The organism is Devosia sp. XGJD_8 (genome assembly GCF_046614475.1).
Taxonomy (GTDB): domain Bacteria; phylum Pseudomonadota; class Alphaproteobacteria; order Rhizobiales; family Devosiaceae; genus Devosia.
Genome location: NZ_JBKJHF010000002.1, coordinates 221912 through 236300, shown reverse-complemented (window position 1 = coordinate 236300; position 14389 = coordinate 221912). Strand labels below are relative to the sequence as shown.

Here is a 14389-nt window from a genome sequence, read left to right as displayed (position 1 = left end):
CGCGCCAGTTAACGCGAGAGCCGGAGCTGTTTCAAAGGATTCGTGGGGTCGGCTTACTGGACCGGGCGGGCAGGATCGGCCGTCCATTCGGCCATCGAGCCGTCATACATGGTGGTGTTCTTGTTGCCACCGACCTCATAGAGGGCAAACCAGGCGATCGATGCCCAGTGACCGGTATTGCAGAACACGATGTTCTTTTCATCTGCCGCAATGCCCAGCGCCTCGGTCAGGGCCGACACGGTCTCGGGCTGCGCGAAGCTGGCATATTCGCCGCTGTAGAGCTTGGAATGGGGCAGGTTGACGGCGCCCGGAATGGTGCCCTCGATACGCACGACGGGGCTCTTGGACTGGCCCAGATACTGCTCTTCGGGACGGCCATCGACCAGCGCGACGCCGGCCGTCAGCGCGGCCTCGACATCGGCCGTGGTGGCGCGCAGTTCGGGACGCAGCGTCACCGGGAACTCGGCTGCCACCGGCGTGGGTGGCGTCGCGACGCGCTCGCCGCCGAGGGCATCATACTGGCGCCAGCCGCCGTCGAGGATGGAGACGGCGTCATGGCCGAGATACTTGAAGGTCCAATAGACGCGCGTGGCGCCGCCGAATTCGGAGGAATCGGTGCCCCAGGGAACGATCACGACATGATCGTCGCCATCGATGCCGAGGCCACCGATCAGCTCGGCGATCTGCTCGGGCGCGGGGATCTGTGCCGGAACGCCTTCCACCTCGACGCGCCATCCGGCCGAGGCATAGGGCGCCACTGCCGCATTGGCGATATAGGGCAGCTCGCCCAGGTCGGTGCCCTCGATGTCGTCGCGGATATCGATGATCTTGAGGTTCTCGTCACCGGCATGCGCCTTGAGCCACTCGGCGGTCACCAGCGGCGTGATGTCCTGCGCAACGGCAAAGACAGGGGCTGCGACAACCATGGCGGCAGCGGCGAGAAGCGGTGCGAAACGCATTACGTAAACTCCTGACAGTGATGGACGATTCTAGATTGAAGCGGCCCAGCTTGCGACGTATGGCGCGCCAAAGTTCAAACCTTTCATGGAAAACCCCACTAAGGCGCCGCGCGGCAGTGGAATGCTCTGCTAATGGACCGAGCCAGGTCGATCTGACTGGCGAAGTGGTAACGGGACGGCCTGAACGGCCGCCTGGAGGGCAGCGGTCACTAGGCCCTGGACATCCCTTGCAGTGTCGTCTCGATGCCGAAACGCTTCGCGTCTACCGATTCCCTCTCATTCCTCCCGGAAGGCGCGGGTGACCTGGTCGGTGAAGGGCTTCATGAAATAGGCCAGCGCCACCTGCTCCTCGGTCTGCACGAAGACTTCGACCGGCATGCCGGGCACCAGTCCGCGGACGCCCAGGCTGTCGGTGTCCCCATTCGCCATCACCTGGGCGAGGTAATAGCTCTCTCCGCTCTGGGCGTCGTGCTGGGCTGCCGCAGAAACGCGGGTAATGACCCCTTCCATTTCTGGCGTCAGCCGCTGGTTGAAGGCGCTGAACCGCAGGGTGGCTTCGTGCCCAACCGCAATCTGGTCGATATCGCTGATGGCCACCCGGAACTCGATCGAAAGATCGGCATCGGTCGGCACGATTGTCATCAGGCGTTCCGCCGGAGAGATGACCCCGCCGAGCGTCGTGACGTTCAGCTCGTTGATGGTCCCACTGACGGGAGAGCGAATCTCCGTGCGGGCAAATCGCTCCACGACCGCGCCCAGGCGCTCACCCAGCTCGGAAATCTGTGCTTCGACATTGCGCAATTCGCGCAATGCCTCCGTACGCACGGTGCCATCCAGTTCCAGTATCTGCAGCTCGATCTCGCTGATCCGCGACTCGGCGCGCGCCAGGTTGGCTTCAATCTCCCCCTGCTGGCCCTGCATGCGAGCCACGTCCCGCTCGATGGTGCTGACGCGTGAGGCCTCGACCAGTCGGTCTTGGGCCAGCGATCGCATCCGGTCACGCTCGTCGAGCACCAGAACGAGTTCGGCGAGAACTGCGGTGTGCTGGAACTGCAGTCCGTTGATCTCCTGGCGCAGCTGGCCCACCTGGAGCAGCAACTGCTCCTTCTGGGACTGCACATTGCGCAGGTTCCCCTCGAAAAGCTGCTCCTCACCGCCTGCGATCAGCGGCGCATCCGGGTGCTGATCCAAGAAGCCGTCAGGAAAGACGAGCGACGCCGCGCCGTCACGTTCCGCGATGAGCCGGGCCTGCCGCGCCGTCAGCTCCATGAGTTGTCCCATGATGATCGAGCGCTCCGCGCGGATCTGCACATCATCGAGCCGCAACAGCACCTGGCCGGCGGCCACGACATCCCCTTCCTTGACGGCGATCTCGCGCAGCACGCCACCATCGATGTGCTGAACGACCTTCAGGTCCTCATCCACCAGCACTGTACCCACGCCGATGACGGCCCCGGACAGCTTGGCAGTAGCCGCCCATCCGCCGAGGCCACCGATCAGGAGAAGGCCGAACAGGGCACCCCACACCACACGCCCGCGCATCGAGAAGGGGTCATCATGGCCCTTCCGAGGCTGGAAAGTCGGTATCGCCTGTCCATAAGGGGCCGCAATATCCATGGTCATATCAGCTCCACTGCAGCACTGCCCTAGGCAGTGACGGGTTCAAAAGAGACCGGCAGGTGAATGCCGTGAATGTTGATGGTGATTTCGTAGACATCGTCATGGTCCACATCGGCCATGATCGTGGTGCGATCGACGCCGTCGCTGCGCTCGTGGCGCACGATGATCGGCAGGTCGGATCGCAGCCAGTCGTCATCGTCGTCGTCCTGGTAGACCGACTTGAACAGGTCTTTCTCCAGCTTCCTGGCCTCGCGATCGACCTCGTAGTCGAGGACACGGATGCGGTCGCCCACGACGAAGTCCAGGATGTCATGCATGACATCCTCGCTGAGCGACGGGTCTTCGTCCGTCATCTCGAAGATGAAGGTGTCCCGGCCGCGACCACCCATCGTGACCGTGGCATTGGCACCGATGAGGAAGATGTCGTCGCCGGCCCCGCCAAACACGCGCTCGATGCCGGTGAAGCTGTCGTTGCCGAACTCCTGGCTGAAACTTTCTCCGCCGGTGAAATCCACAATGAGATCGTCGCAGGCCGCCGACAGGTCCAGCAGATCGTCGCCGGCGCCGCCATCGATGCGGTCGTTTCCGGCATCGCCGGCGATCCGGTCATCGCCTTCCCCGCCCTCGATAACGTCGCAGCCATCCCCGCCGGTGAGCACGTCATTGCCCTGGCCACCCATCAAGGTGTCATTGCCGGCGCCGCCGATCAGCGCATCATCGCCCGCGCCGCCATAGATATGGTCATTGCCGGCGTCTCCCAGCAGCACATCGTTGCCCGCGCCACCATCGAGTTCATCGTCGCCCTCGCCGCCCAGCAGCAGGTCGTCGCCATCGCCGCCGGACAGAACGTCGTCACCCGCCTCGCCATGGATGGTGTCATTGCCCTCATCGCCGAACAGACGGTCGTCGCCATCGCCACCATGGATGATGTCGTCGCCACGGCCGCCAAAGATCACGTCGTCGCCGGCCCCGCCGAACAGGTGATCATCGCCGTCACCACCATTGATGTGATCGTCGCCATCGCCGCCGACAACCAGATCGTTGCCGCCCCGTGCATCGACGATGTCATCGCCGCCGAGCGCATCGATATCGTCGTCAAAGGGCGTTCCGACATGCAGGTCGTCGCCCTCGGTCAGGGTCTGCGTGTTGCGGACAATGTCGAAATGGGCAGTCTGCCATATGGCGGCTTCGCCATCGCTGATGGCATAGGTCAGCGTGACGCCCCCAAGCATGCCCGGCTGCGTACTGACGGTCCAGCCGTCGGTGCTGCGCACCAGGGCGACTCCGCTGGCACTCATGCTCATGATCGTCAGCGGGTCGCCGTCGGGGTCGTGGGCGCCAAACAGCAACTGGCTGAGGCCGATAAGCACAACCTGACCCGCGAACACGTCGTTGAGCCGCACCGGTCCGGCAACGTTCGGTGCCCGGTTGAGGCGAACGTCATCCCCGTCATCGGGCTCGTTCGTATCCTCGTCGTCCAGGTCGGGCAGGCTCTCCTTCCCCGGACCGGTATCAGAGCTGCCCGCCTTTTCGGCAAGGCTCTGTGGGACGGTCACCGGATTGTCGTTTGACGAAAACAGCCCGAACGCCGCGGGAAAGTAGGGCTGAACCGATGGGGTAATCGGCTCGAACGGCCGGGTAAATTGTATGATGGGCGCATCCATGGGGATGTAGCGGCCCGGCCAGGGAAGCCCGACACCAATCTGGTTGCGTGGTCCTGCTCCGCCGCCATCAGTGCTGCCGGTCACGGTCGGATCGACGCCCTGGTCGTCGAGGGCCGCTGCGAGCACACTCTCGCCGGGGACGCACCAGTTCACGGGTGGCGGCAGGGTCTGCGGCATTTCCTCGGGCGTCGATTGCGGCGCCAGCGACAAGGCGCGGCCCTCCATCGCGCTCTTGAGATAGGCGGCGACCATGACGGCTATGCCGGCGACATAGAGCGGCAGTCGCGACAGCCGCTCCGGTGTCATGAACTCGAACCGCTTGCGTCCATCCTGCGGCGTGGACGACTCGCGCGTGCTTTTGGCTTCGATAATCATCCCGCTTGCTCCGCCAGAACAGGTTTGGGTCGCTTTGGCCGGCTCTCATTGTCAGCGGCAGGTCCATCCTTCTGCTGGGCGATGACCTTGTCCTTGGGTCCGAAACTGGTGAGGCGCCCGTTCTGGATCACGGCGACCATGTCGACTTCGGACAGGACGCTGGGGCGATGCGCCACGACGATCGCGATGCCGCCGCGGCGTCGGATCTGCGCAATGGCGCGGTTGAGCGCCAGTTCTCCCTCGGCATCGAGGAAGGCATTGGGTTCGTCCATGACGACGACAAACGGATCCTTGTAGAGCGCTCGTGCCAGGCCGATGCGCTGGCGTTGGCCCGCGGAGAGCGCCGTGCCCATCGGGCCAAGCTGGGTGTCGTATCCATCGGGCAGCCGGACGATCATCTCGTGCACACCGGCGGCCTGTGTGGCTGCCACGATGGCCTTGCCATCGCGCGTCGGGTCAAGCCGGCTGATATTTTCGATGATGGTGCCGTCCAGCAGCGCCACTTCCTGGGGGAGGTAGCCGATATAGCGCCCGATCACCTCCTCGTCCCACTGGCTGAGCTCGGCATCGTCGAGGCGCACGCCGCCCCGTAGCACGGGCCATATCCCGGTGAGCGCCCGGATCAGCGTGGTCTTGCCGCCACCGCTGGGTCCGATGACACCCAGTGCCTGGCCGGCATGCAGCTCGAAGCCGACCTCGGACAGCAGCACCTGGCCGGTAGCGGGTGCCGCGACCGTGATCTTCTCGATCTTCAGCGACTTGGTGGGCGCGGGCAGGTCGAGCGGCTTGGTCATGCCCGACAGGGCCACCATGGTCTCGCGCAGCCGCTTGAAGGCTTGCCGGGCGGCGATCACGCCCTTCCAGTTGGCGATGGCCATGTCGATGGGGGCCAGCGCGCGGGCCGAGGCCACCGAGACCGCGATGATGGCGCCGGCCGACATCTGCCCTTGGATGGTGAAATAGGCGCCAAGTCCCAGTAGCGCCGATTGCAGCAACATCCGCAGGACACGCGAAAACGCGCTGTACGTTCCCACGATGTCGCTGGCCTGCGTCTGCAGTTTGAGGTGTTCCTGATTGGCGCTGTTGAACCGCGCCACGGCACGACCGGCAAAACCCATCGCCTTGAGAACGTCGGCATTTCGGGCATTGGAATCCGCAATCGCGTTGCGCGCCACGCCGGCCTGCTGGGCGGCGCTGGAAAGCTTGCGCGACTTGATCTCGGTCCAGACCGTCAACAGCGTCAGGACCACCGCGCCGCCAAGGGTGACTGCGCCCAGCATCGGATGGAGGAAATAGACAAAGAGGATGTAGAGCGGCACCCAGGGCAGATCGAACAGGGCCACCGGGCCCTGGCTGCCCATGAAGGTGCGCAGGGTATCGACGTCCCGCCCGCGTTCCAGCGCCTCGGCAGTGGAAAAGCCGAATCTGGGCATGTCGACGCTGACCCGGTGGGCAATCGGCGCCAGCAACCGGTCGAGCCGCGCCCCGATGCGAACCAGCAGCTGGCTGCGCACGACGTCAAAGGCGCCCTGAAAGAGATAAAGGCCGACGGCCAGCACCGACAGCGCCGCGAGCGTGGGGATCGAGCCGCTGGTCAGTGCCCGATCGTAGATCTGCAGCATGTAGAACGAGCCGGTCAGGGCCAGCACATTGATGATGCCGGAAATCCAGAACAGGTAGACGCCGATCCCCTTGAACTCGCGTTTGAGCATGGCGTCGCCGCGATGCTCGGCAAGGCTCTTGGCTGTGCTGGCTGTAGACATGATGCGCGCCCCCGAGAACGAATGAATGCTGCCCGGCCGGGATTGATTCCGGCCGGGCCAGGTTGTGCTAGAGGTTGAAGTCGCTGCCCGTCAGGGTGTGATTGCCCGTCAGGCTGATGCGGAACTCGGGCGCGTCGCCGCCGGCCGTGTTGCCGGAGATGACGGTATATTCGCCATCCTCGCGCACCTCATGGGTCACCACGATCTGGGCCGGCGCGGTCGCCGTCTGACCGGTTACGAGCGTAAAGCTCTGAACGCCGGCCACGCCGGTGTCTGCGTCGATGCCCGACAGGTCGATCTTGTCGCCGGCTTCGAAGCCGACAATCGTGTCGCCATGCGCGGCAGTCGCCGAGCCGAAGACGAAGACGTCGTTGCCATCGCCACCATCGATCACGTTGACCGCATTGCTGGCCTCGATCACGTCATTTCCCGAACCGGTCGTGATGTTCTCGATGCCGTAGAGCGTGTCGGTCCCGGACTGGCTGCCGGTCACGCTGCCCCGGCCACCGACGCCGGTGCCCAGGTTGACGTCGACCCCTTCGGTCAGCGCGCCGTAGTCGAGCGTGTCGATGCCGGCGCCACCATCATAGATGTCGTTGCCATCGCCGATCTGCGCGACCATCAGGTCATCGCCCAGCCCGCCATGGACCGTGTCATGGCCAAGGCCCGCATCCAGCAGGTCATTGCCGTTGTCGCCGAACAGGCGGTCGTTCCCGGCTTCGCCATAGATCATGTCGGCGCCGTCGCCACCGAAGATGTCGTCGTCCCCCTCCCCGGCAAAGATGACGTCTCGACCCGCCTCGCCATGGACGAAGTCGTCGCCCTCACCCGCACGGATGATGTCGGCTGCCGCGCCAGCGAGGATGTAGTCGGTCCCCGCCAGGCCGAAGATGAGGTCAACCCCGGACGTCCCTGTCAGCAGGTCGCCGATGTCGGTGCCGAGGATTGCCCCGGACGTGGCTGGCGCATTGGGCGCGTCGTCGTCGCAGCCATCATCATCGTCGTCCTGGCCATGATCGTCGTCGCCGTCCTGATCCTCGTCCTCGTCGTCATCGTCGTGATCGCTGTGGTCACCATGCGCATCGCTGAACTGCGGCAGGCCATCGGGAGCCACAAAGCTGATCGTATGGTCGCCATGGCTCATCGTGGTCATGCCGTCGTCATCGGTCTGGATGTCGTAGTCACCCTGGGACATGCCTTGCGGCAGTTCCACGACGTCCTGCGGGCGCAGTGTGCCGACAATGGTGTCGTTGCCGCCATTGGTCCGGAACAGGATACGGTGCGCTGAGGTCAGGGAAGTGATGTCAACCGTGTCGTTGCCTGCCGAGCCATTGACTGTGATGGTCTCCTCGAACAGGTCTGTCGGCGCGAGGTTGCCCACGACAGTCACGTTGTCGTTGCCGCCATTGGTATCGATAATGAGTTCCTCGATACCGGCCAGTTCGGCGATGACCACGCCTTCACGGGTCACCACGATCTGGGTGGCGGCCTTCAGCCCGGTTATGCCGGCCTGTTCGGCATTCAACCTGGCGTAGACAACAAAATTTTCCGCCTGATTGCTGCCGTTGACCTGGAACGTATCCCCTGTGGCGGTGTTGGTGCCGCCATCAACGAAGTCCCGGCCATCGCCAACATCCCACACAATGGTGTCGTTACCCGCCCCGGCAAAGATGATGTCATTGCCACCGCCAGCGTCGAACGTGCTGTCGGCGGCATTGCCGACGAGGATGTCGTCGCCACTGGTTCCGCTGACCGCGCCAAACGTATCGTTGATGACGTTGACAGAGGCTGTGTCGGCATTGCTACCAGTCGCCGTGTAGGTGAACGAGCCGCCGGACGCGCCGTTTGTCGGATCGTTGAAGGTTATCGAGCCAGGATTGGTGGTGAGCGAAAGGCTGGCAAGGCCGCTCTGGTTGTTCACCGCCGTGATGTCGAGCGTATCATCGGGGTCGCTGTCGTTGGACAGGAATGCCCATTGGGGGATGATGATCGCCGTGCCGCGCGCCACGTTGGTAATGACGTTGTCATTCAGGGCGTTGGTCGGGTCTTCTACCGCAACAACATTGACTGTTGTCGTTGCCACGGCACTGTCGGTCAGACCGTCGCTCACCGTGATCTGGATCGTCCGGTCAGCCGTGCTCGGGTCCTGCGAGCTGTTGGTGAAGGTGATCGCCTGGATCGCACTCTGGTAATTCGCCAGCGATTCCTCGCCAGTCAGGATGACCGTGATCTGACCCGGGACGGACCGGTCGATCTGGCTGTCGATGTTCCCGGGCAGGTTATTGGGTACGTTGAGGTTATCGCCGGCCTGGGCATCGATCAGAACGATCCGTGCCGAAGAAATCTGGTTGCTGTCTTCGATGATGAGAGGGTTGGACGCGATGCTCCTGCCAAGCTCGCCCTCGGTGAATGTTGTTTCGAAGTCGTTCAGCGGCGCACCGGTGAAGGTGATCGAAAGATTGTCGATGGTAACGATGTCGTCGGCGGCTGACATCGCACTGACCTCGAAGCGGATAGCCGCATCGGCCTCGAAAGGACCGGTCAGATTATGCGTGTACGTCGTGTTGGTGCCGTCTCCTGAAATCATATTCAGTTCGACAAAATTGACCCCGTCGGCGGCGAAGGAGACCCGCACCCATTCCCCTGCTTCCACATTGTCGGGGTTGGCCGAGTAGCTGATGGTCGCGGTCGATGCCCCGGACAGATCCATCGCCCGGGTAATCATTGCACCGTTATTGCCGCCAAAGCCGGTACCGGTCCCGCCGAGGCGCAGCTGGTTTGACCCACCAAAATTGCCGGCATCGATCTGTATCTGTCCGGTTGTTGCGCCGCCGCTGTCGCCCGCTTCGATCCACGAGGTCGGCCAGGCGGTCGGACCATCGGAGTTTCCAGTATTGTCGCTGTTGTCGAAATCATCGGCATACTGGCCGCTGGTCTGCTGCAGGTACAGCTCGGGCGGCGAAAGCACAACGTCGCCATCGGCAAAGCGAAGCCGCTCGATATTGAACAGCCGATCGATGCCCTCATTCTCGTAGTTCTGGCCGGACGCGGGGTTGATCGCCCCGGCGGTCTCGGTGACATGCTCCACCGTCACGCTGCCATCGGCATTGCGGGTGACGGCATAATTCTCCCGCACGTCCCAGTAGACCGCGGTATCGACGTCGCCCGCCTTGCCCCCGTCAACGATCTCGCGCACGGCCTCCAGCTGGCTGGGACGGATATCGCGGGAAAACAGCAGCGATTCCAGCGAGCGGCCGCCATAGAGCAGGTTGCCCTGGGCATCGATCACCGGTGCGGTCAACCGCAGGGCGGTGCCGATCACATTGCCATTGCTGTCATTGATCGCGATGTGGACCTCCAGGTGCTTGTCGCCATCGATGATGTCGTTCCCCGCCATGCCGCGGATCAGATCGGAACCACCGCCACCCAGCAGGATGTCCGAGCCGTCCGACGTGTCCATCTTGGCCTCTAGCCCGACAGCGCCCGCCTTGGGCGTGCCGTCCGCATTGAGGTCGTTCGGGTTGTAGACGGTGATGGTCTGCAGGTGGGCCACCAGTTCGCCCAGACCCTCGATCAGCGCGATATTCTTGACCAGCAGCGCATTGGAGAAGCTCTCCACCGGCGCATCGGCGTCGATCTGCGTTGCATTGCCGTTGGCGTCATAGGCACCAATGACGAATTCACGGCCGGTCAGCGTGTCGTTGTGATCCCAACCGGACAGCCCCTCCACCAGGTCGTAGCGGTCGCGCAGGATATTGTTCTGCTGGTTCGTGAAGATGCTGACATTCATGTCGGCATCGGCAGCGTAGTTATTGCCCTGGTAGCTGACCCAGTCGAACCCGGCCATGCCGTTGTTTCGATTGATGCCGATGCCCTGCACCATGATGTCGTCGCCGGATTCGGCATCGAAATCGGTGTCATTTTCGCCCGACAGCATGATGTCGTGGCCGATGATCCGGGAATTGAAGAACAGCTCGGAGTTGTCGCCGGACAACGTGTTCATGTTGCCCTGGCCTTCCATCCAGTCGTTGCCTTCATTGCCATAGACCACGCCGCCACCGCCCGATGGCGAGCGGATGAAATCGTCGCCGGTGCCGCCGAAGATGCTCTTGGCCTCCGATCCACCCGACAGCACGTCCTTGCCGGAGCCGCCGAACACCAGGTCGAGGCCCATGCCGCCATTGATCACGTCGTCGCCGGCTTCACCCTTGAGCACGTCTGCCGCACCGATATCGGTGCCGCTGTCGGTGATGATGTCGTCGCCCTCGCCGCCATGGATGTGATCGACGCCGAGCCCGCCTTCGAGCGTGTCATTGCCGCCATCGCCCCAGAGCGTGTCATCGCCCGCGCCGCCAACGATGACGTCGTCCTCGTCGGTGCCGCCCAGCACGACGTGCTCGCCGCCCAGATACTGCAGGTAGTCGGCATCGCCGTCATTATCGAGGTCGCGCCGGATCACCAGGGAGTCATTGCCGGTGATGGCGGAGATCACGTCGGCTTCGCGCGTCGGATCCTGATTGCCCAGGCCCTGGTTATACTGGCGGGCCTTGTCCATCTCGATGATGTAGTCAGCCGTCTGGAACGCCGCGCCGTTGATATGTAGCCCCGTTTCACCGGTGTCGGTGTTGCGGTGGATGACATCGGCAAAGCTGTCGCTTTCCAGCTCGGTCAGCAGGTTCATGCCCTGCGTGCGGCTGAGATAGTAGAAGCGGTCGCCGTTCTGCAGCTTTTCGATCTGCAGTTCGAACACGAAGGTAAAGGTCGAGCCCAGCATGCCGCCGAACGGCATCAGCGCCTCGGCCAGGCCACCGATCCAGAAGTCGACATTCTCGAGACCGCCGAGCAGGCCGTTCGCATCCGGATCGTCCGGCCCGGCATAGCCCGCAGCCCACTTGCCGGTCGCGTTGAGGAAGTCGAGGCGATCGGCGGGAGCGCCCAGGCCCCCAAAGACCAGCGCCCAGGCCGCATCGCGCTTTTCCGCTGCCGTGTCTGCCGCCAGGATGGTGGAATGCAGGCCATAGGCGGCGATGAAATTGACGACCGAAAGCGGGTTCTTGATGTTCTGCGCGAAATCGGTCCAGCTCGAATAGGGCTTGAGATAGGTGTCGTTCGTCTGCTGGAAAATCTGCCGGCGCGCTTCATTGAGCGACGGGATGCCGGTTTCGCGGGCGCGGGCCATGTTGAGTGCGGCCAGGTCGAGCGGCAGCCCCACCAGATTGTTGCGCAGCGCACCGGTCATGAACTCGTCGATTTCGTTGCCGGCCTGGCGTGTCATGCCGCGCAGGATGGCGCCGGCGGCGACCTGGGCATCATACCCGGAGGTCGTCTGCCCCTGCTGATCGAACATGACGGGATTGAGGAAGGCCGCCATCAGGTCCTGCTCGGCAGCGCTTGCCGTTCCATTGGGCAGCAGATGCAGCGTCTCGACCGTCTCGTTCAGCATAGAATGGCCGAAGCGGTACACCACTTGGGCGAATTCCTCGAAGATGGCCGCGTCGATCTCGACGGAGTTCGAAAATACGAAGGGGTCGATCTGCGGGGTGATGGCGCGAACGAATTCCTCGAACACCAGGTGCTGGTACACCATCTCGGTCGAAAAGCGCGCGGCCTGGAACAGGCGTTCGCCGTCCCATACCAGGCCCTGGGGGCTGGTCGGCATCGCTGTCACATCGACCAGCAGCCACTCATTGAGGAAGGCCAGGTCGCCCTGCTCGATCAATGTATGCATGATCTCATCGACCTGGCGATTGTGCTCGCCATGGAAGATGGTGTGCACTGCGGTCAGGACGATGTTTTCGTTGCCGCGACCGTCGCCGACGATGAAGTGGCGATCCAGCAGCTCATTGTCGTAGGTGGATACGCCGCCGAACATGTTGGGCGTTGCCTGGTCATTGCCGGTAGCACTGTCGCTGTCGGCCGTCTTGACGCCGGTGACCGTGCCGCCAGCGCCCTGGCTGACGGTGAAGCTGCCGGGCGCCGCATTGTGGGCGATGTCGTTGAGGAAGGCGCGCCCCGCAGGCGCTGCCTGCATGGCATCCACCGGAGCACCGATATTGCCCACCAGCACCCCGCCAGGGGCCTCGGGAGCGACAAGCTGCGGGAAGCCGGTGCCGCTGCGCACGAACTCACCATAGAGGTCCGTCAAGATAGCCGGGACGGAATGTACATTGAGATCGTCGAGGCGAATGCCGAGGACATTGGCCGCCTGGTTCTTGATGTCGGCCCAGGTCGGGGGACCACCGGCACTGCCTTCCAGCATATGGCCGGTCGCAACGGGCCGGCCTTCCACCAGCACATATTCGCGCAGGAAGACCTGGTGGGAAGCGTTGGAGGTGTAGACCTGGTTGAGATCGGTCCAGGGCGTGGTTTCGTTGCGATGCTCGCGGACGTCATCGGCCGTGCCGAGGATGCCGTCGGCACCGGGCTCGTTGGTGGCCCGCGTCAGCACCATGAAATTGGTATGTGAACCTGCGACATAGAGCGGATCGTCGACCTTGAGCGGGATATAGACGCTGCCCGACCCGCCCTTGGCGGTCAGGTCGAGGCCATGGTCGAAGAACTGGCCGAAAATGGTCATGAAGCCATTGAACGAGGCGGTATCGCCAAGGTCGGCAGCGATGTTCTTGATGAACACATTGCTGCCGTCCATCTCGATGCCATGCGAAGTGACCTCGGCCAGGACCGCGGCCTTGGCCGCGTCGACAACGGCGTTAGCCGCAGCGATCGCGGCGGCGTCATTCGCCGGCAGGCCGTCGAGCACCGCCTGTGCCGCGGCGACATCCTGCAGGGCCGCCGTGACTGTCGATTGGGCGGCGGCCAGTGCCGCGTCGGCGGTCGTCAGGTCGTCCTGCGCCGCGGCGACGTCGAGCTCGGCCGCTTCCACGTCGGCATCCAGCTGCACCTGCTGGTTGAATTCAGCCTGCCGGCTGTCGACGGCCGCGACATGGGCGGCCTGCGCCACGACCAGAGCGGCGTCGGCCGCGTCGTCTGCCTGCATGGCGGCTTCATGAGCCGTTTGGGAAACGTTGTAGTTCTGCACAGCCACCGCAAGGGCATCGGCATTGGCCTGGCTTGGATTGCTGGAATAGTTGGCAATCGCATTGTTCCGGGCGATTTCCGTAAGGGTCAGGTTGGCGAGGGCGACATTCTCTGCGCTCTGGGCCTGGTCGGCAGTAGCCTGCGCCTGCTGCACCACGATGAGTTTGGCCGCCACCTCCGCCTGGGCAGCTGCCAGTTCCACGGCGTTGTCGCCGCGTGCCACGATTGCCGCGTCGAGTGTAGCCACCGCTGCGGCAAGGACGTCGCTGGCCTCCACCTGGTCCTGCACGAGGCCGGCAATATCAGCCTGGCTGTCGAGCAGCGCCGCCTCTGCGGCGTCCAGATCGGCCTGGGCTGCGTCGCGGGCATCGGTCGCCGTCTGCGCGGCGCTGGCCACGGCGGCCTCGGCGGCGCGAACCTGCGCCTGCAGGGTCATGACTTCATTGACGATGGCGAGTGCGTCTGCGCCGGTAATGCCCAGCGATGCCAGCGCACCGGCAATGGCGGCGGGATTGTTGAGCGACTGGTCGGCGACCAGGTTCGATATAACGCGCGGCTGGCTGTCGTAGACGCTGCCGGAGGTCTGATTGTAGCTGGTTGGTACGGTCGGCTGCGGCATTCCCGGACGGGCCGTTGCCAGTTCTGCCGTCTTGTAGATCGGGTCCAGCAGACGGGTCATGGCCACGTCCGACGCACCCGAGGTCACGTAGTTCGTCTGGAAATTGTTCAGCGTACCGTCAACCGTGCGTAGGCCCAGGGGCAGCAGCGGGCTCGATACCAGGGCCTCGAGGGCCGTCCGGGGATCGGCGCCTGCATTGATGGCATCGGTATGCGCTTCAGCGATCTTGATCTGCTTGAGAATAAACTCCAGATCGTTCTTGATCAGATTGACCATTTGCCTTTTCCCCCTGGTTGCCTGACTGCTCGAACAACCCAAAATCGCGGGGGTCCGAGTGATGGCACCTACTAC

At 63.6% G+C, this 14389-nt stretch carries 5 protein-coding genes; all 5 read right to left on the bottom strand.

The genetic code is table 11. From position 1 onward, the window contains the following. Positions 1-53: 53 nt before the first annotated feature. The gene (locus tag ACLI1C_RS16670) at positions 54-959 is read right to left on the bottom strand and encodes a sulfurtransferase (RefSeq protein WP_411398678.1); all 906 of its coding nucleotides are present in this window, start codon (positions 957-959) and stop codon (positions 54-56) included. 276 nt (positions 960-1235) lie between these two features. Then, positions 1236-2582: an HlyD family type I secretion periplasmic adaptor subunit gene (locus tag ACLI1C_RS16665; protein WP_411398677.1), complete on the bottom strand. Its 1347-nt coding sequence runs from the start codon at positions 2580-2582 to the stop codon at positions 1236-1238. Positions 2583-2605: 23 nt separating this feature from the next. Next, a complete protein-coding gene (locus ACLI1C_RS16660) occupies positions 2606-4618 on the bottom strand; it encodes a cadherin-like domain-containing protein (RefSeq protein WP_411398676.1) in 2013 nt (670 codons plus the stop codon). Further along, a complete protein-coding gene (locus tag ACLI1C_RS16655; protein WP_411398675.1) occupies positions 4615-6381 on the bottom strand; it encodes a type I secretion system permease/ATPase in 1767 nt (588 codons plus the stop codon). Before ACLI1C_RS16655 ends, ACLI1C_RS16660 begins: the two co-directional genes overlap by 4 nt. Before the next feature lie 67 nt (positions 6382-6448). Continuing rightward, the gene (locus ACLI1C_RS16650; RefSeq protein WP_411398674.1) at positions 6449-14314 is read right to left on the bottom strand and encodes a peroxidase family protein; all 7866 of its coding nucleotides are present in this window, start codon (positions 14312-14314) and stop codon (positions 6449-6451) included. Positions 14315-14389 lie beyond the last annotated feature (75 nt).